Below are 17,132 nucleotides of genomic sequence, written 5' to 3'. Positions count from 1 at the left end.
TGACCTGCGAAGGCTTAGAGCGGCCTTATCGCAGCCTTAACGTTGGTGCGGGCAGGCTGGTGGCATGCAGAGGAAATGGGTAGTGAGCGGATGGGCCGCGGCCGCCGCGGTCGCGGTGACGGCGGGCGTCGGCGCGGTGGCACTGGCGCAGGGCGGGAGCCTCGCGGGACCCGAGCAGCCGATGTCCGACGAGGCCATCCAATCGGCCTTGGCGGACACCGGCGACGACGCGGCCGGCTCCGCTTCGCCGAGCGATGCGCCCACGTCCGCTTCGACGGACGAATCGCCCACGGCGGCCGAGGAGCCGACCGGCCAGTTGGAGACCGCGCCGAGCGCGGGCACCGACGGACACGTCCTCGGCGGCGACGGCGGCACGTTCCAGGCCACCTGCGAAGGCGACCAGGTGCTCCTCGACTGGTGGGTGCCCGCCCAGGGCTGGAGCACCGGCACCGTCGACCCGGGCCCCGGGACGCTCGCCTCGATCGCGTTCACCGGCGCCGGTGACGACGATGACGATGACGATGACGACGGCCTCGTCTACGAGGTCACCTGCGCCGCCGGCGTGCCCGCCGCCGCGCTCCAGTCCGACGACGATGACGACGCCGACGACTGATCACCGAGACCGTCCACCTGGGGAGCAGAACGGCCCCGGAACCTCGCGGTTCCGGGGCCGTTCGCTGTCGCTGTCGTGCCATCGTGCGGTCACCGCCACGGCCCGAGCTTGTTCGTCTTGGCGAACTTCGAAAAATCACCGCCTGAACAGGGCAACCGCATCCCTGAATCGCGGAGTGCATTCACGAGATTGCACACTTGGACTTCGGTGGCCCGATCGATTCTCCAGCTTTCCGCCAGCAGCCACAGCGTGCCGTGGACTTGCCGGTAGTGAGCCGAAGCCACCGATCTCGCATGGCGGTCGTCCAAGACCGCGGTGAATCCAAGCTCTGACGCAACGGCGAGAACGCTGGCTTCACCAAGATCGTGCCCGCCTTTCGAACCGATTCGCTCGGCCCAGCTGACGAAGCTGCCGAGTCGCTCAAGGCTCTCATCGATACGCTCTTCACTGAGCCAACTCTGATCAAAGACCCGCCGCAGCTCCGGAGCTTCAGGAATGCGCCGTCGCAGTTCATCGGACACGACGCTGGTTGTACGGCAGGGGATGCCCTTCACCAGGTCACCGAGGACATCGATTCGATCGGCAAGTGCGAAGTGTCTCAGACAACTCGTGTCCATTACCAGGCCGGCGCATTCGATGCCGTCTACCACCGATCACGCGCCTGGGGCTCGATTTCGGGCAGATCGGCGGTGTCGAGCTGACCTCGCATGATCTCGACCGCACGAGTGGCGGTGATGAGGCTCTTCGTGTACGCCTGCATCACAGCATGGGCGACCATTGGTGCGATGGTCATCTTCTCGAGGTCAGGTTGCGGCACCCAGCCGATGGCGTCCATGAACTCAGCCTGTGTCGGTTTTCTCGCTGCCCAGTCTTTGGCGTCGCCATCGTTCAGCGCACCGGCAAGCTGCGCCTGTCTGATGGCCAGTGTCCAGGACACTCGGTATTCAGCAGCCTTCTCAATCAGCCCGGTGCGATTCAACTTGGCGGTCGCGTGGCCGAAGGCGGCCGCGGGCAGGAGGAATTCCGATGCAAATGCATCGACAAGCGCTTCTCGTTCGTTCTTCGACGCGTGCACGCCGATCTCGCTCGTGTACTCGTCACCGAGCACCATGTGCCCCAGTTCGTGGGCGGCGGTGGCACGCCTTCGACCGAAATCGGAATGGCGGTTCACCACTCCTACGGCGAAGTCGCCGTAGTGCATGCTCGCGCCTTCACATTCGATTTCTATGACCGCCAACAGCACGCCTGCGCGTTGCGCTTCTGCGAGAAGACTTTCGACCGGCTGATCCGCTAGCCCGAGACAACGTCGAAGCCATCGGGCGGCGCTGCGGATCTCCTCCGCATTCGACTGCGCGCCTTGATACCTCATAAGCTCAGGTATCGACAACACATTGAGTTCGCAGAGCTGGTCAGCGTCATAGGCCCACGCTACGAGTTCGGTCTGCACACGGAAGTCCACACGCTCTTCGGAGGTGGTCTCCTCGGCGACGAGCCCGTTGCGGCGCGAGACGATCTGCCTGGGCGGATCCTCCAGGAATTGGCGCATCGGCACGCGCAGCGCCTCACTGAGCCGTGCCAGTTCCATCCCGTCAACACGGCGTTCGCCGTGTTCGATCTTCGAGATGACGCTGCGGTCATCGAGGCCGATCGCCTCAGCGAGCTTGCCCTGCGACAACCCGCCCGCCACGCGAGCACGCCGGATCCGTTCACCCACGGCGGCCCACTCACTGTCAAGACTCATGTAGCGATATTCGCACACCATGAGCGTATGAGACCAGCGACACGCAGATTTCGATATGCAAAATTGATCCTGTGAACCTCGACGCGGGCAGCACGAGGGGCCCGGCACGATAGACGTGCCGGGCCCGACAGGTGCTTCAACTAGGGCTGGCCCTTCTTGCGGAGCTCCTCTTCGTTCTTGTGCAGGTCCTCGAGGCCGCCGCACATGAAGAACGCCTGCTCGGGGAAGTGGTCGTACTCCCCTTCTGCGATCTTCTTGAAGGCCTCGACGGTCTCCTTGACGGGGACGAACGAGCCGTCCACGCCGGTGAACTGCTTCGCCGCGAACGTGTTCTGCGACAGGAAGCGCTCGATCCGGCGCGCGCGGCCGACGACGAGACGGTCCTCTTCCGAGAGCTCGTCCATGCCGAGGATGGCGATGATGTCCTGCAGCTCGTTGTACTTCTGCAGGATCTGCTTCACCGTGGAGGCCACCGCGTAGTGCTCGGCGCCGACGACCTCGGGCTCCAGAATGCGGGAGTTCGAGGCCAGCGGGTCGATCGCGGGGTAGATGCCCTTGTCGGAGATCTTCCGCTCCAGGTTCGTCGTCGCGTCCAAGTGCGTGAACGCGGTGAACGGCGCCGGGTCGGTGTAGTCGTCCGCGGGGACGTACACGGCCTGCATCGAGGTGATGGCCTTGCCGCGCAGCGAGGTGATGCGCTCCTGGAGCTCACCCATCTCGTCCGCGAGGGTCGGCTGGTAGCCCACGGCCGAGGGCATGCGGCCCAGCAGCGCGGAGGTCTCCGAACCGGCCTGCGTGAACCGGAAGATGTTGTCGATGAAGAGCAGCACCTCCTGGTTCTTGACGTCGCGGAAGTACTCGGCCATCGTCAGGGCCGACAGGGCGACGCGGAGGCGCACGCCCGGCGGCTCGTCCATCTGGCCGTAGACCAGGGAGGTCTTCTCCAGAACCCCGGCCTCGTCCATCTCGGCGATGAGGTCGTTGCCCTCACGGGTGCGCTCGCCGACGCCGGCGAACACGGAGGAACCGCCGAAGTTCTGGGCGACACGGATGATCATCTCCTGGATGAGCACCGTCTTGCCCACGCCGGCGCCGCCGAACAGGCCGATCTTGCCGCCCTTGACGTACGGGGCGAGGAGGTCGATCGCCTTGATGCCGGTCTCCAGCATCTCGGTCTTCGGCTCCAGCTGCGCGAACGCCGGGGCGTGGCGGTGGATCTCCCAGTGGTCGTCGGCTTGCAGCTCTTCGCCTTCGGTGAGGTTGAGGCACTCGCCGAGGACGTTGAAGACCTTGCCCTTGATGCCGTCGCCGACGGGGACCTTGATCTGCCCGCCGGTGTCGCGGACCTCGGTACCGCGGACCAGGCCGTCGGTCGGGGCCATGCAGATGCCGCGGATCTGGTTGTCGCCCAAGTGCTGGGCCACTTCCAGGGTCAGCGTCTTGGCCTCGCCGGTGTAGGTCACGTCAACGTGGAGTGCGTTGAAGATCGGCGGGATGGCGTTTCGAGGGAACTCGACGTCGACGACGGGCCCGATGACCCGTACGACGCGCCCCACTCCTTGAGTGTCAGTCATCGTTACTCTCTTCCTGCGGCGGAAAGGGCACTGGCCCCGCCCACGATTTCGCTGATCTCCTGCGTGATCGCCGCCTGCCGCGCTGCGTTCGCGCTCCGCCGCAGGGTCTTGATCATTTCATCGGCATTGTCCGTAGCGGCCTTCATGGCCCGACGCTTCGCCGCCAGCTCGCTGGCCGCGGCGTCGATGAGCGCCGCGTAGATGCGAGTCGTCAAGTACTTCGGCAGCAGCGCGTCGAGCAGCGCCTCCGGGTTCGGCTCGAACTCGTAGTCGGGAAGCAGCACGTGCTCGTCGAGCTCGTGCTCCTCCACCTCTTCGACCTCGAGGGGAGCCAATTGCCGCGGTTCAGGGGTCTGCGTGAGCAGCGAGACGAACCTGGTGTGGACGATGTGCAGTTCGTCGATACCGAGGATACCGTCCGCACCGCCGTCGTCGTCCTCGTCGTCGGCGCCGGACATGAACGCCGCGAGCAGCGTCCGCGTGATCACCTGCGCGTCGGAGACCTTCGGCTGCTGCGAGAAGCCCGTCCAGTTCTGCTCGATGTTCCGCGAACGGAACCGGTAGTAGTCCACGCCCCTGCGGCCGACGACGTACAGGACCGGCACCTTGCCCTCTTCGGCGAGACGCGAGATCAACTGCTCGGCCGTGCGGATGGCGTTGGCGTTGTAGCCGCCGCACATCCCCTTGTCCGCGGTGATCACCAGGACACCCGCGCGCCGAACCCGCTTGCGCGGCTGAAGCAGCGGGTGGTTGATCGACGCGTTCGAGGCCAAGGACGTCATGACGCTCGTCATGGCGCGCGAGTACGGCAGCGAAGCCGCCACCCGCTCCTGGGCCTTGGCGATGCGGCTGGTCGCGACCAGTTCCTGCGCCTTGGTGATCTTCCTGATGGACTGGGTCGACTTCAGCCGCTTGCGCAAGGTACGAAGCTGCGCTGACATGGCTAACCCCTCTTGACGCGCTTGACGGTCTCGACGTCCACGTCGCCCTCGAGGGCGTCTTCAGCGGTGTCGGTCACGTTCAGGTCGTCGGCGTTGGCCTTGAACATCTGCTTGAACTTGGCGATGGCGCGCTTGAGGGTGTCCTCGATGTCGCCGGTCACCTTGTCGTTGCCGGCGGTCAGCTGAGCGACGACGTCCTTGTGGTTGGCGCGCATGTAGGTGAGGAACTCGTTCTCGAAACGACGGACCTCCCCGACGGGGATGTCGTCGAGCCCGCCCGAAGTGCCCGCCCAGATCGAGATGGTCTCCTCGCCCATCGGGAGCGGCTCGGCCACACCCTGCTTGAGCAGTTCGACCATCCGCAGACCGCGGTCCAGCTGGGCCCTTGAAGCGGCGTCCAGGTCGGACGCGAAGGCCGCGAAGGCCTCCAGGTCGCGGTACTGGGCCAGGTCCAGACGCAGCGAGCCCGCGACGGAGCGCATGCCCTTGGTCTGCGCGGCGCCACCGACACGGGAGACGGAGGTGCCGACGTTGATCGCCGGTCGCACACCCGAGTTGAACAGGCCCTCTTCGAGGTAGACCTGGCCGTCGGTGATCGAGATGACGTTGGTCGGGATGAACTGCGAGATGTCGCCGGCCTTGGTCTCGATGATCGGCAGACCCGTCATCGAACCGCTGCCCAGCTCCTCGGAGAGCTTCGCGCAGCGCTCCAGCAGACGGGAGTGCAAGTAGAAGACGTCGCCGGGGAAGGCCTCGCGGCCCGGGGGGCGACGCAGCAGCAGCGACACGGTGCGGTAGGCCTCGGCCTGCTTCGACAGGTCGTCGAAGACGATGAGGACGTGCTTGCCGCCGTACATCCAGTGCTGGCCGATCGCCGAACCGGTGTAGGGGGCCAGGTACTTCAGACCCGCGGGCTCGTCGGCGTTCGCCGCGACGATGGTGGTGTACTCCATCGCGCCGTGCGCTTCGAGCATGCCCTTGATGCCGGCGACGGTGGAGCCCTTCTGGCCCACCGCGACGTAGATGCACCGGAGCTGCTTGTTCGGGTCGCCGGACTCCCAGTTGGCCCGCTGGTTGATGATCGTGTCGATCGCGACCTGCGTCTTGCCGGTCTTGCGGTCGCCGATGATCAGCTGGCGCTGGCCGCGCCCGATCGGGGTCATCGAGTCGATGGCCTTGATGCCGGTCTCGACCGGCTCGTGCACCGACTGGCGGCTGACGACGTTGGGGGCCTGGGCCTCCAGCTCGCGCTCGCCCTCGGCCTCGATCTCGCCGAGGTCGTCGATGGGGTTGCCCAGGGCGTCCACGACGCGGCCGAGGAACTTGTCCCCGACCGGCACGGAGAGGACCTTGCCGGTGCGCTTGACGGATTGGCCCTCGCCGACCTTGACCGGGTCGCCCAGGAGGACGACGCCGATCTCGCGGATGTCGAGGTTCAGGGCCAGGCCCATCACGCCGCCCTCGAACTCCAGGAGCTCGTTGGCCATGACGGAGGGCAGGCCCTCGACGACGGCGATGCCGTCGCCGGCGGAGGTGACGGTACCGACCTCTTCGCGGGTGATCTCCGGCCGGTAGGACGAGACGTAGCTGTCGAGCGCGCTGCGAATCTCGTCTGAGGAGATGGTCAATTCAGCCATCTGAACGTTTACCTTTCTGTTGATACCGGCTGGATCATCGTCCGGCCAAGGCTTGGCGGGCTTCGTCGAGGCGGCGTGAGACGGAACCGTCCCACAGTTCCGAGCCGACTTGCACTCGGATGCCCCCGACGATCGCGGGGTCGACGGTGACCTTGAGCGCCACCGGGCGGCCGTAGACCAGGGTGAGCTTCGCGGCGAGCTGACGCTCGCCCGACTCGTCCAGCGGCGCCGCCACGGTCACGTAGGCCACGGCCTCGTCGCGAGCCGCCGCGGCGGACTCGACCAGGTGTGCCAGCGACGCGTGGAAACTGCGCCCGCCGATGCCGTAGCAGGCGGCGGCCGCCAGTTGCACGGACACCGGCTCGGCCTTGCCGTCGAGCAGGCGCTCGACCAGCACGGCCCGGCCCTTCGGGTCGGAACCCGAAGCGCCCAGGACCGAGGACAGCCCCGGGTCGCCGTCGACGAGCCGCCCGAAGCGGAACAGCTCGTCTTCGACGTTCGCCAGGGAACCGTCCTTCTCGGCGGCGAGCAGCAGCGCCTTGACGGCGAGCTGCTCGGTGCCGTCGACCAGTTCCGCGGGGCCGCTCCAACGGCCCCGCGCGAGCACGGCCACCACGTCAGCGGTGGTCGCGCCCACTTGGTCCGCGATGAGCCCGCGGACCAGGCCCTCCCGGTCGTCCGCCTTGCGGGCGGGGTCGGACAGGGCGCGACGCAGCCGAGGCTGGTCGACGAGGAACCGCGTCACTCCCAGCAGCTGATCGCCGCACTCGGTGAGCTGCTCGGCCGAGAGGCTGGAGGCGGCCGCCTCCAGTACCTCGCGGCCGGCCTCGATGCTTTCGCGTCCAGTCGTCGACATCAGCGCGCTCCGCTCGTCTCGGCCGTCTCGTCGGCGATCTGCGCCAGGAACTGGTCGACAGTCGCCGTCGTGTCGGCGTCGCCTGCGAGGCGCTGCCCGATGATCTTCCCGGCCAGGTCCACGGCCAGGTTGCCGACCTCGCCGCGCAGCTCGCGGACGAGCTGCTGGCGCGAGGCCTCGATCTGGGAGTGACCGGCCGCGATGATGCGGTTGGCTTCTTCGCGGGCGGAGACGAGGATCTCCTCTTTGGCCGCCACTGCGTCGGCGCGGGCTTCGTCGCGGATCGCGGCGGCCTCCTCCTGCGCGGTGGCGAGCTTGCGGCGGTACTCCTCGAGCGTCTGATTGGCCTCTTCTTGAGCCCGTTCAGCCCGCTCGATGCCGCCTTCGATCGCGTCCACTCGTGCTTCGAAGGTCTTCTCCATCAAGGGGAAGACGAACTTCATCAGCACGAAGCAGAGCAGACCGAAGGCGACCGCACCTACGACGATCTCTTGCCAGATCGGGAAGAGGATCGCCGACCCTTCGGCGGCTTCAATCATGATCGCTCCAGATGGGGTTTAAGAGAGGGCGAAGGCGAGGACCAGGCCGAACAGGGCCAGAACCTCGACGAGCGCGAAGCCCATGAACAGCATCGGGCGGGTGATGCCGGCCGACTCGGGCTGGCGGGCGGTGGCGGTAATCCACGCGGCGAAGATCAGAGCAACACCGATACCGGGGCCGATCGCGGCGAGGCCGTATCCGACGACGTTGAGAGTGCCTTCCATGGCGTTTTCTCCTAGGTGTCAGCGTGGCGTGTCAAACACGCCACGTTGTTTGTTCAATTTCGAAATCTTGGGTGGGGGTGGGGGCCCGTGGACCTCAGTGCTCGTCCGCGAGGGACCCCTGGATGTACATGCCCGTCAGGAGCGTGAAGACGTACGCCTGAAGCGCGATGACGATGAGTTCGAAGAACGTCATGCCGATGCCCATGGCGAACGAGAAGACGGACAGGCCCTGAATGAGGAGGTTGCCGGAGTTCAGCAACTCGAACCCGCCCAGGATGAAGACCAGGAGGATGAGGTGGCCGGCGAACATGTTCGCGAAGAGCCGCAGGGCCAGGGTGACCGGGCGCAGGATGATGTTCTGCAGGAACTCGATCGGCACCAGCAGCGGGTAGATGAACCACGGCGCGCCCGGGGGCACGCAGGTGATCTTCATGAACTTCACGAATCCGTGCTGCTTGATGCCGATGAACATGTAGATGACCCAGGACAGGACGCCCAGCATCAGCGGGAACGCGATGTGGGAGTTCGGGGAGACCTGGATGCCGGGCACGATGGCCCAGAAGTTCATGACGAGGATGAACAGGAACAGCGTCGCGAGATACGGGGCGAAACGCACACCCGTCTTCTTGCCCATCAGGTCGATGGCGACGGTGTTCCGGATGAAGCCGTAGGCGGACTCGGCCAGCCACTGCTTCTTGGAGGGGACGATCTGGGGCTTGCGGTACGCCCACAGGAAGAACACGATGAGTACCGCGACTGAAGCCCACACACCGAACGTGATGGTGGTGAACATGTGAGTAAGGGCGGTGTCGCTGAGCCCCGAGAACCAGTCGGCAAAATTGAAGCTGTCAATGCCGGGTGGGAAGTGGGAGTCCCCTTCGGCCAGCACCATGGCTGAGTCGGTCACGCGAGCCACGCCTCTCAGTCAGTGTCGGTCAAAATTACGGCGACATTTGCTTGATCAGCAGATACATTCCTGCTCCAGCACCGACTAGCATCCCCACCAGGAGCCCGACTTTGGGCAGTTCGAGCCACAGGTCGACGAGATATCCGAGACCACCCCAGAAGATGATTCCGGAAAGCAGATATCCCAAAGCGCGCCAGCCCATTTCCGAGCCATCGGATTGCGGCTTGCGATCGGGGGGTTCCATGTCGGCCATGTCGAGCTGAACTCTAACAGCTACTACGCAGGAACTGCCCAGCGGGTTCGCTGAGATGAGCGTCATCCGTGCGCGTTTGTCAACCTCAACGAAACGCGGCGTGTCAGCCGGTGTACGGCGATCAGTGGTCCCGGCTCAACTCGATGTAGGGGATTTTCGCCTTGTATGCCCAGACAGCTTGGGTGGTGAGCCAAGCCACGGCCCCGCCGATGATGCCGCAGGCGAAGGGCGGCAAGGCATCCGGCACCGTCGACTGGACGGCCCACAGCGCCGCGAACACGAGCATGAGCTTCACTGCGTACGTGATCAACGCCATAGGGAGAGTGAGACGAAGATCAATCTTCTCGACGCTCGCGACCGCCCACACGGACCCCGCGAACCCCAAGGCGGCCAAGGCTACTCCAGCCGGAGCGGCCCAGGCGCCGGCACTGCCGACGGTGATCCATCCGGCGACGGCGGCGAGAACCGCCACCACGGCGGCGACGGCGAAGCAGGGCTTCAGGAATCCCCGTGCGATCTTCATCGGCCGCCTTCCAGCGCGGACGCGACGGGCTTGAGGGCCGCTTCGAGCTGGTCCGCGATCCGGCCGTAGACCGCCGCGCTCATCCCCCACGGGTCCGACAGGTCGACCTCGTCGTAGTCGGCCCGCTGGTCCTCGGCGGCCGTCACGAGGGCCTTGCCGCGGGTGGCGGTGTCGCCATCGGGCAGCGAGGCCGCGGCGTCGGCCGCGAGCCGGCCGAAGGAGCGCACCAGGAACGTCTTGGCGACCGCCTCGGGGAAGCGCTCGGCGATGAACTCGAGGTGGCCGATCGTGGCGACCAGGATCAGGTCGGAGGACTCGACGTGCGCGCGGACGAGGTGCCGGGACCGGTGGCCCTCGAAGTCGTAGCCGCGCGCCTCGAGCTCGTCCATCGACTTGGGCTGCATGTTCTCGCCCTCGTGGAAGGCCGAGATGCCCGCGCCGTGGTTGAACACGTCGTCGCCGGTGAGCCCGTCGAGGATGCGTTCGGACATCGGCGACCGGCAGATGTTGCCGATGCACACGTGCAGGACGGAAAACGGCGCCGTCACGCCGGGGTCCCTTCGTCCTGCTTCTCGTCGGTGCCTTCCGCGTCGGCGGCCTCGTCGTCGGCTTCCTGCTCCTCGGGGCGCTCGCCGGGGCCGTAGCCGTCGCGGTCGAGCGTGTCGGGCACGATCTTGCGGATCTGCTCCAGGGTCAGGGCGCCCTCGCGCAGGACCTGGGGCGGGTGCGCGACGCAGTCGACGATCGTCGACGGCAGGTTGTCCTCACTCGGTCCGGCCTCGAGGTACACCGAGACGTCGGAGCCGAGCTGGGACTTCGCGTCGGCCGCGGACTCGGCCGGGGGCTGCCCGTGCTTGTTCGCCGAGGAGACGGCCATCGGGCCGGTCTCCTTGAGCAGTTCGAGCGCCAGCGGGTGCAGCGGCATGCGCACCGCGACCGTGCCGTCGGTGTCGCCGAGATCCCAGGCCAGGCTCGGCGAGTAGTGCACGACCACCGTGAGCGGCCCGGGCCAGAACGCCTCGATGAGCTCCTTGGCGGAGTCGGGGATGTCGGAGGCGATGCCGTCGAGCGCGCGCTTCGAGCCGATGAGCACCGGGGGCGCCATGTCGCGCCCGCGGCCCTTCGCGGTCAGGAGCGCCCTCACCGCCGTGTGGTTGAACGCGTCACAGCCGATGCCGTAGACGGTGTCGGTCGGGATGACGACCAGCCGGCCGCCGCCGACGGCCCTGGCCGCCGACTTCAACCCGGTCGCGCGGTCCTTGATCTTCCTGCAATTGAACAGCCTCACGGCAGCAAGCCTAGCCTTCCCGTCGCGAACCGCGGTCGGCCCGCCAGGTCGTCGTGGTCTTCGACTTCGGTGAAGCCGCTGACGCGCAGGATCTCCGGCGCGGCCCGGCGGTGCGTGTCGTCGTGCTCGAACCCGTACCAGCCGCCGGGCCTGAGCCAGCGCGAGGCGCGGACGGCGAGCGGCTGGATGACGGCGAGCCCCGCTTCGGCGGCGTAGACCGCGCCCGAGGGGTCGAAGCTGACCTCGGGGGCGACCTCGATCTCGAAGGGCACGTAGGGCGGGTTCGCGGTGACGAGGTCCACGAGCCCGTCGAGTTCGGCGAGCGTCCCGGAGGCGATCGCGTCGGCGTTGACGGGGGTCGCGCCGGTGCCGTCGAGGTTCGATTCGAGCCATTCGAAGGCGTCGGGGTCGATCTCGACGGCCCAGACGGTGGCGTCGGGCCGCTCGGTGGCGAGGGCGTGGGCGACCGCGCCGGAGCCGGAGCACGCGTCGATGACGGTGCCGCCCTTCGGCAGGTGCTCCAGGGCCCAGTCGACCAGGAGTTCGGTCTCGGGCCGGGGCACGAAGACGCCCGGTCCGACCGCGAGTTCGCCGTAGCGGAACGCGGCCGAGCCGGTCAGGTGCTGGAGCGGTTCGCGGGCGCAGCGGCGCTCGACGAGGGCGTCGAACCGCTCGAGCTGCGCCGCGGCGGGATCGTCGGCGATGAGCAGTCGGGCGCGGGTGCTCCCGGAGACGTGGGCGGCCAGCAGCTCGGCGTCCACTCGCGGCGAGTGGACGCCCGCGGCTTCGAGCCTCCGCGTCGCCGCGGCGATGGCCTGGGGCCAGGAGGTCGTCCGGTCCGGCCCCGGCGCTGCCTGCGAGCCGTTAATCGTCCGAGCCCCGCGCCATGCGCTCGGCCCGGTCGGCGGCGGCGAGGGCGTCGAGGGTCTCGTCGAGCGCGCCGTCCATGACCTGGTCGAGGTTGTACGCGGTGTAGCCGACGCGGTGGTCGGTGAGCCGGTTCTGCGGGAAGTTGTAGGTGCGGATGCGCTCGGAGCGGTCGGCGGTGCGCACCTGGAGGAGCCGGGCCGCGCCGGCGGCCGCCGCGGCCTCCTCCTGCTGCTTGGCGAGCAGGCGGGCGCGCAGGACCTTGATCGCGGCCTCCTTGTTCTGGAGCTGGCTCTTCTCGTTCTGGCTGGTCACGACGACGCCGGTGGGCACGTGGGTGAGGCGCACGGCGGAGTCGGTGGTGTTGACCGACTGGCCGCCGGGGCCCGAGGAGCGGTAGACGTCGACGCGGACGTCGTTCATGTTCAGCTCGAAGTCGACCTCTTCGGCTTCGGGCATGACGGTGACCGCGGCGGCGGAGGTGTGGACGCGGCCCTGCGACTCGGTCACGGGCACGCGCTGGACGCGGTGGACGCCGCCCTCGAACTTCATGCGCGACCACACGCCGTTGCCGCCTTCGGGGGTGCCCTTGGTGCGCACGGCGATCGAGGAGTCCTTGATGCCGCCGAGGTCGGTGGGCACCATTTCGAGGGTCTCGACTGCCCAGCCCTGGCGCTCGAAGTAGCGCAGGTACATGCGCATGAGGTCCCCGGCGAACAGGCCGGACTCCTCGCCGCCGGCGCCGGCCTTGATCTCGATGATGACGTCCTTGGAGTCGTCGGGGTCGCGCGGGACCAGCAGCTCGGCGAGCTTCTCCTCGAGTTCGGGGATGCGCTCGCGGAGCCGGTCGGCCTCTTCGGCGAAGTCCGAGTCCTCCTTGGCGAGCTCTTCGGCGGTCTCCAGGTCGTCCTTGGCCGAGGCGATGTCGGCGGCGGTCTTGCTGATCGGGGACAGCTCGGCGTAGCGGCGGCCGACCCGCCGGGCCTGGGCCTGGTCGGCGTGCAGCGCGGGGTCGCCCATCTGGACCTCGAGGTCCTGGAATTCGGCGAGCAGCGAGGCCAGGCGGTTGTCGGCAGCGGTCATCTCGTGTCCTTAAGCAGGGTCTTGGGAAAGGCATACGAAAAACGCCGCGCCCGTGTCACAGACACGAGCGCGGCGCGGCAAAGCTACTTACCGCTCTGAGCGGCCTTCTCCTGGGTCTTGGCGTAGCGGGCCTTGAACTTGGCCACGCGACCGCCGGTGTCGAGGATGCGCTGCTTGCCGGTGTAGAACGGGTGGCACTTGTTGCAGGTCGCAGCCTGGATCTTGCCACTGGCCACCGTCGAACGGGTGGTGAAGGCGTTCCCGCAGGAACAGGTCACCTCGGTGACGACGTACTCAGGGTGGATCCCGTCTTTCATGACTTCCCTTTCTCTGGGTCGCCGGGTCGGCCGCGAGGCCGTGAACCGGAACCGCATCTGGCCCGTGGGGGCCCTTGGTGGGTGCGCGACCTGCGCACCGGCATTCAATGTTAAGGCGTGAGGCCGCTCTCAACCAGAGCGGCCTCACGCCTCGCGGCTATTCGCCGGGCGTGCTCTTGACGATCGACATCAGGAACTCGGCGTTCGTCTGCGTCTTCTTCAAGCGGTCGATCAGCAGGTCGATCGCCTGCTGGGGCTCCAGCGAGGAGAGGACGCGGCGGAGCTTGAGCATGACCGCCTGCTCCTCGGCGCTCATCATGAGCTCGTCCTTGCGGGTGCTCGACTGGTGAACGTCGATCGCCGGGTAGGTGCGCTTCTCGGCGATCTTGCGGTCGAGCTTGAGCTCGGCGTTGCCGGTGCCCTTGAACTCTTCGAAGATCACCGTGTCGCCCATCGAACCGGTCTCGACCAGCGCCGTGGCGATGATCGTCAGCGAACCGCCGTGCTCGATGTTCCGCGCGGCGCCGAGGAAGCGCTTGGGCGGGTAGAGCGCGGTGGAGTCGATGCCGCCGGACAGGATCCGGCCCGAGGCGGGCGACGAGTTGTTGTACGCGCGGCCCAGTCGGGTGATCGAGTCGAGCAGCACGACCACGTCGTGGCCGAGCTCGACCAGGCGCTTGGCGCGCTCGATCGCGAGTTCGGCGACGGTGGTGTGGTCCGACGGCGGGCGGTCGAAGGTCGAGGCGATGACCTCGCCCTTCACCGAGCGCTGCATGTCGGTGACCTCTTCGGGCCGCTCGTCCGCGAGGACCACCATGAGGTGGCACTCGGGGTTGTTCGTGGTGATCGCGTTCGCGACGGCCTGCAGCACCATCGTCTTGCCCGCCTTCGGCGGCGAGACGATGAGGGCCCGCTGGCCCTTGCCGATCGGGGCCACGAGGTCTATAACCCTCGTGGTCAGCGCGTTCGGCTCGGTCTCCAGACGCAGGCGCTCCTGCGGGTAGAGCGGCGTGAGCCGGTAGAACTCGTCGCGCTTCTTGGCGTCCTCGGGGTTCATCCCGTTGACGGTGTCGAGGCGCACGAGCGGGTTGTACTTCTCGCGGCGCTGCTGCTGCTTGCCGCCCTGGCCGTTCGGCTCCTCGCCCCCGCCTCGCGTGGGCTTGACGGCGCCGGTGATGGCGTCGCCGCGGCGCAGCCGGTACTTGCGGACCTGCGACATGGAGACGTAGACGTCGTCGGGTCCGGCCAGGTAGCCGGTGGTGCGGATGAACGCGTAGTTGTCCAGGATGTCGAGGATGCCCGCCACGGGGACGAGCTGCTCGTCGTTCTGGACGTTGCCGCCGCCGCCGCTGGGGCGCTCGGTCTCCTCGCGTCCGCCGGAGCGGCGGCGGTCGGAGCGGTCGCGGCGCTTGCGGCGCCGTCCGTCGCCGTCCCCGTCGCGGGGGCCGCGGTCGTCGTAGTCGTCGTCGCGGCGCTCGGAGCGGGACTCGGTCCGGGTCTCGGGCTGCTCGTCGCGACGGTTGTTCTCACGGGCGTTCTCGCGGCCGTTGTCGCGTCCGCCTTCACGTCCGCCTTCGCGCCCGTTCTCGCGCCCGTTCTCACGGGTGCGGCGACGGCGCTGCGGACGGTCCTCATCGGACTCGGCCGGCGAGTACGAGGACGGTGCCTCGGACTCGGCGGACTCGGTCTGACGCTCGTCGGTCTCGGCGTAATCGGTCGATTGGCGCTGACGACGCGGCTGCGGCGGGCCGGCCGGGCGCGTGGCCCGGCGGACGGCGTTGCCGCCCTTGGCTTCGGCGCCCTCGGAGCCGCCGTCGACAGGCGCGGAGCCGTTGTCGCTCGGCGCGGTGTCGACAGTGTCCTGCGAAACCTCGGCGGTCGATGATTGATCAGAGTCAGGCACTGGCGGGGCCTCCCGTTCTGCGCTGGCACCGCCGGGCCGAGAGCCCGAGTCCTGCTGCTCCTGGATGGCGGCGATCAGCTCGCTCTTGCGCATCCGGCCAACGCCGGTGATGCCGAGCGATTGCGCCATCTGCTGGAGCTCGGGCATCAGCATAGAGGCCAGACCGGTTCCTGCCCGACGGCGCTTCTTGGCGTCCGGGAGTTCTCCCGAAGCCGACGCCGTATCGCTAATCCGGTCCGACGTCGTGCCGGTGGTGTCGCTCAATGGATTCCTTCCCTGGCGGAACTTCGAAGTGAATTCGAGGAGTTTCCGCGTCTTTCAAATAGCCGCAATGCCGATGTTCTGGTCTGCGTCCCGCCATCGCCTCTGCCGCCCAAGGGCCTGCGTGGCCGATTGCGGCGGATGGGAGACGACAGTTGACACTGGGTTCAACACCCCTGGGCTGTCCGCTGAGCAGACTGTCCTGATCGAGGCGACGCCTCTGGGCTTGCGACCGACCAGCTCGCGATGAATGACGGTGCACGGTGAGACACGTGGTGGTCCCGATTCCCGCTGAAGACGATCCTCGCTGGTTGCGGTCCACTCCATTGCGATCCGCTCCGAGCCTTGAACTCGGGGCCAAATGCGGACAGAGGCTGTTCCTTCGTCGAAACTGTGCCAAGTCACGCTGGAGCTACGCAAAGTCACAAATCCATGGTTGAGGGTGATGACCCAAACAAGAGATCAGGCGTGCGCTGGATGCGCCGCAGCTGTTGTGACTACAAGCATAAGCAAGGCTTCGAGCAGTCACGACACCGGGTGGTCGTCTAGTTGGAATAGTAGCGCACTCTTCCCAGTGACAACAACGGACCCGAAGATCACTCGTTTTGTGAGGTCGCAACCTGCGCGGCTCCGTCCGCTACGTCCAAACGCATAACCGCGAAGCCCTCAGGGGCCTCGGGAACGCCTTTGTCGTCGACGGTCAGTGCCAGCACGGTCGGTCCCGCGCCCGAGATCGCCGCGGCGACCCCGGCGGTACGCAGGTCTTTCAACAGCTGCGCGCTCTCGGGCATTCCCTTGGCCCGGTACGACTGGTGGAGCCGGTCGTCCGTGGCGTCGAAGAGCCGCGAGGGCTGGCGCGAGATCGCGGCCACCAGCAGGGCGGCGCGCGACAGGTTGAAGACCGCGTCGGCGTGCGGGACCTTCTCGGGCAGCGCCGCTCGGGCGACCGCCGTCAGGCCCTTGACCTGCGGGACGAACACCCACGGGTGCACGCGCGGCGAGGGATCGAGACTGAGGGCCCTCGCTCCGTCCCCAGTGGAGTAGGCGATGGTGAAGCCGCCGAGCAGGCACGGGGCCACGTTGTCGGGGTGGCCCTCGATCTCACTGGCGAGGACGAGCTTCTCGGAGCGGGTCAGGCCCGCTCCGGCGAGCGCGTCGGCCAGTATGATCCCCGCCACGATCGCCGCGGAGGACGAGCCGAGGCCGCGCGCGTGCGGGATGCGGTTGCGGCAGCGGATCTTCAGGCCCGGGGCCGCGAGGTCCAGGTGCTTGAAGGTGCGCAGCATGGTGGCGGCGACGAGGTGGCGCTCGTCCAGCGCAACGGTGCCCTCGCCTTCGCCCTGGACCTCGACGGTGACGGCGGTGCCGCTGGTGGCGACGGCCGTGACCTCGTCGCAGAGGTCGAGGGCGAGGCCGAGCGAGTCGAAGCCCGGCCCGAGGTTCGCGGAGGTGGCCGGGACGCGGACCGTCGCGCGCGGGCCGCTCTCGGCGACGCTTGCGGAGCTGTAATTGTGCACAGCGAAGGCGCCCAAGCTAGCGGCCCGCCCGTCGACCGGATCCACCCGAACGGGTGATCGCTCCGCTCGCCGTCACGGGCCCGCCCT

General features: G+C 67.6%; 19 protein-coding genes. 1 reads left to right on the top strand and 18 read right to left on the bottom strand.

Going from position 1 to position 17,132, the window contains the following annotated elements; genetic code table 11:
- Positions 1-64 precede the first annotated feature (64 nt).
- A complete protein-coding gene (locus BLQ63_RS07060; RefSeq protein ID WP_143014796.1) occupies positions 65-613 on the top strand; it encodes a hypothetical protein in 549 nt (182 codons plus the stop codon).
- Between the two features lie 89 nt (positions 614-702).
- Here the strand turns inward: BLQ63_RS07060 and BLQ63_RS27710 are convergent, their stop codons facing one another.
- The 18 genes from BLQ63_RS27710 to thrB all read right to left on the bottom strand — a co-directional run bounded on the left by BLQ63_RS27710 (position 703) and on the right by thrB (position 17,045).
- Positions 703-1,230: a PIN domain-containing protein gene (locus tag BLQ63_RS27710; RefSeq protein ID WP_474058790.1), complete on the bottom strand. Its 528-nt coding sequence runs from the start codon at positions 1,228-1,230 to the stop codon at positions 703-705.
- 26 nt (positions 1,231-1,256) lie between these two features.
- A complete protein-coding gene (locus BLQ63_RS07055) occupies positions 1,257-2,375 on the bottom strand; it encodes a helix-turn-helix domain-containing protein (protein WP_091030850.1) in 1,119 nt (372 codons plus the stop codon).
- A gap of 119 nt (positions 2,376-2,494) precedes the next feature.
- Positions 2,495-3,928, bottom strand: coding sequence for a F0F1 ATP synthase subunit beta (gene atpD, locus BLQ63_RS07050; protein WP_091030846.1), 1,434 nt, complete (start codon positions 3,926-3,928; stop codon positions 2,495-2,497).
- A gap of 2 nt (positions 3,929-3,930) precedes the next feature.
- Positions 3,931-4,869 carry a F0F1 ATP synthase subunit gamma gene (locus tag BLQ63_RS07045; RefSeq protein ID WP_091030843.1) on the bottom strand — a complete coding sequence of 313 codons (939 nt, stop codon included), beginning with the start codon at positions 4,867-4,869 and terminating at the stop codon, positions 3,931-3,933.
- 2 nt (positions 4,870-4,871) lie between these two features.
- Positions 4,872-6,506 carry a F0F1 ATP synthase subunit alpha gene (atpA, locus tag BLQ63_RS07040; protein WP_091030839.1) on the bottom strand — a complete coding sequence of 545 codons (1,635 nt, stop codon included), beginning with the start codon at positions 6,504-6,506 and terminating at the stop codon, positions 4,872-4,874.
- Positions 6,507-6,540: 34 nt separating this feature from the next.
- Positions 6,541-7,362, bottom strand: a complete 822-nt coding sequence (locus BLQ63_RS07035) for a F0F1 ATP synthase subunit delta (RefSeq protein ID WP_091030834.1) — start codon at positions 7,360-7,362, stop codon at positions 6,541-6,543.
- A complete protein-coding gene (locus tag BLQ63_RS07030) occupies positions 7,362-7,901 on the bottom strand; it encodes a F0F1 ATP synthase subunit B (RefSeq protein ID WP_091030830.1) in 540 nt (179 codons plus the stop codon). The genes BLQ63_RS07035 and BLQ63_RS07030 overlap by 1 nt, the downstream gene beginning before the upstream one ends.
- An 18-nt stretch (positions 7,902-7,919) precedes the next feature.
- Positions 7,920-8,126 (bottom strand): ATP synthase subunit c family protein, encoded by a 207-nt coding sequence (locus BLQ63_RS07025; RefSeq protein WP_091030826.1) that lies wholly within the window; start codon positions 8,124-8,126, stop codon positions 7,920-7,922.
- A gap of 94 nt (positions 8,127-8,220) precedes the next feature.
- A complete protein-coding gene (atpB, locus tag BLQ63_RS07020) occupies positions 8,221-9,033 on the bottom strand; it encodes a F0F1 ATP synthase subunit A (protein ID WP_091030822.1) in 813 nt (270 codons plus the stop codon).
- 34 nt (positions 9,034-9,067) lie between these two features.
- Positions 9,068-9,286: an AtpZ/AtpI family protein gene (locus BLQ63_RS07015; RefSeq protein WP_091031543.1), complete on the bottom strand. Its 219-nt coding sequence runs from the start codon at positions 9,284-9,286 to the stop codon at positions 9,068-9,070.
- Positions 9,287-9,407: 121 nt separating this feature from the next.
- A complete protein-coding gene (locus tag BLQ63_RS07010; protein ID WP_091030818.1) occupies positions 9,408-9,809 on the bottom strand; it encodes a hypothetical protein in 402 nt (133 codons plus the stop codon).
- Positions 9,806-10,357 carry an arsenate reductase/protein-tyrosine-phosphatase family protein gene (locus BLQ63_RS07005; RefSeq protein WP_245680879.1) on the bottom strand — a complete coding sequence of 184 codons (552 nt, stop codon included), beginning with the start codon at positions 10,355-10,357 and terminating at the stop codon, positions 9,806-9,808. Before BLQ63_RS07005 ends, BLQ63_RS07010 begins: the two co-directional genes overlap by 4 nt.
- Positions 10,354-11,097 carry an L-threonylcarbamoyladenylate synthase gene (locus BLQ63_RS07000; protein ID WP_091030815.1) on the bottom strand — a complete coding sequence of 248 codons (744 nt, stop codon included), beginning with the start codon at positions 11,095-11,097 and terminating at the stop codon, positions 10,354-10,356. The genes BLQ63_RS07005 and BLQ63_RS07000 overlap by 4 nt, the downstream gene beginning before the upstream one ends.
- The gene (gene prmC / locus BLQ63_RS06995) at positions 11,094-11,966 is read right to left on the bottom strand and encodes a peptide chain release factor N(5)-glutamine methyltransferase (RefSeq protein WP_091030812.1); all 873 of its coding nucleotides are present in this window, start codon (positions 11,964-11,966) and stop codon (positions 11,094-11,096) included. The genes BLQ63_RS07000 and prmC overlap by 4 nt, the downstream gene beginning before the upstream one ends.
- The gene (prfA, locus tag BLQ63_RS06990; RefSeq protein WP_091030809.1) at positions 11,962-13,047 is read right to left on the bottom strand and encodes a peptide chain release factor 1; all 1,086 of its coding nucleotides are present in this window, start codon (positions 13,045-13,047) and stop codon (positions 11,962-11,964) included. Before prfA ends, prmC begins: the two co-directional genes overlap by 5 nt.
- 83 nt (positions 13,048-13,130) lie before the next feature.
- The gene (gene rpmE, locus BLQ63_RS06985; RefSeq protein WP_091030806.1) at positions 13,131-13,364 is read right to left on the bottom strand and encodes a 50S ribosomal protein L31; all 234 of its coding nucleotides are present in this window, start codon (positions 13,362-13,364) and stop codon (positions 13,131-13,133) included.
- A gap of 157 nt (positions 13,365-13,521) precedes the next feature.
- Positions 13,522-15,531: a transcription termination factor Rho gene (rho, locus tag BLQ63_RS06980; protein ID WP_091030803.1), complete on the bottom strand. Its 2,010-nt coding sequence runs from the start codon at positions 15,529-15,531 to the stop codon at positions 13,522-13,524.
- Between the two features lie 593 nt (positions 15,532-16,124).
- A complete protein-coding gene (gene thrB, locus BLQ63_RS06975) occupies positions 16,125-17,045 on the bottom strand; it encodes a homoserine kinase (RefSeq protein WP_091031536.1) in 921 nt (306 codons plus the stop codon).
- Positions 17,046-17,132: the final 87 nt, after the last annotated feature.

The organism is Glycomyces harbinensis, from assembly GCF_900101745.1.
In the GTDB taxonomy this organism is placed as follows: Bacteria; Actinomycetota; Actinomycetes; order Mycobacteriales; family Micromonosporaceae; genus Glycomyces; species Glycomyces harbinensis.
This window is presented reverse-complemented; position numbering and strand designations above follow the sequence as displayed.

What these genes read in the sequence shown, in the direction of transcription:
- BLQ63_RS07035 (WP_091030834.1), bottom strand. Translation starts at nt 7,362, where the DNA reads ATGTCGACGACTGGACGCGAAAGCATCGAGGCCGGCCGCGAGGTACTG.
- BLQ63_RS07045 (WP_091030843.1), bottom strand. Translation starts at nt 4,869, where the DNA reads ATGTCAGCGCAGCTTCGTACCTTGCGCAAGCGGCTGAAGTCGACCCAG.
- BLQ63_RS07030 (WP_091030830.1), bottom strand. Translation starts at nt 7,901, where the DNA reads ATGATTGAAGCCGCCGAAGGGTCGGCGATCCTCTTCCCGATCTGGCAA.
- BLQ63_RS07025 (WP_091030826.1), bottom strand. Translation starts at nt 8,126, where the DNA reads ATGGAAGGCACTCTCAACGTCGTCGGATACGGCCTCGCCGCGATCGGC.
- atpD (WP_091030846.1), bottom strand. Translation starts at nt 3,928, where the DNA reads ATGACTGACACTCAAGGAGTGGGGCGCGTCGTACGGGTCATCGGGCCC.
- BLQ63_RS27710 (WP_474058790.1), bottom strand. Translation starts at nt 1,230, where the DNA reads ATGGACACGAGTTGTCTGAGACACTTCGCACTTGCCGATCGAATCGAT.
- prfA (WP_091030809.1), bottom strand. Translation starts at nt 13,047, where the DNA reads ATGACCGCTGCCGACAACCGCCTGGCCTCGCTGCTCGCCGAATTCCAG.
- atpA (WP_091030839.1), bottom strand. Translation starts at nt 6,506, where the DNA reads ATGGCTGAATTGACCATCTCCTCAGACGAGATTCGCAGCGCGCTCGAC.
- BLQ63_RS07060 (WP_143014796.1), top strand. Translation starts at nt 65, where the DNA reads ATGCAGAGGAAATGGGTAGTGAGCGGATGGGCCGCGGCCGCCGCGGTC.
- BLQ63_RS07055 (WP_091030850.1), bottom strand. Translation starts at nt 2,375, where the DNA reads ATGGTGTGCGAATATCGCTACATGAGTCTTGACAGTGAGTGGGCCGCC.
- BLQ63_RS07010 (WP_091030818.1), bottom strand. Translation starts at nt 9,809, where the DNA reads ATGAAGATCGCACGGGGATTCCTGAAGCCCTGCTTCGCCGTCGCCGCC.
- rpmE (WP_091030806.1), bottom strand. Translation starts at nt 13,364, where the DNA reads ATGAAAGACGGGATCCACCCTGAGTACGTCGTCACCGAGGTGACCTGT.
- BLQ63_RS07015 (WP_091031543.1), bottom strand. Translation starts at nt 9,286, where the DNA reads ATGGCCGACATGGAACCCCCCGATCGCAAGCCGCAATCCGATGGCTCG.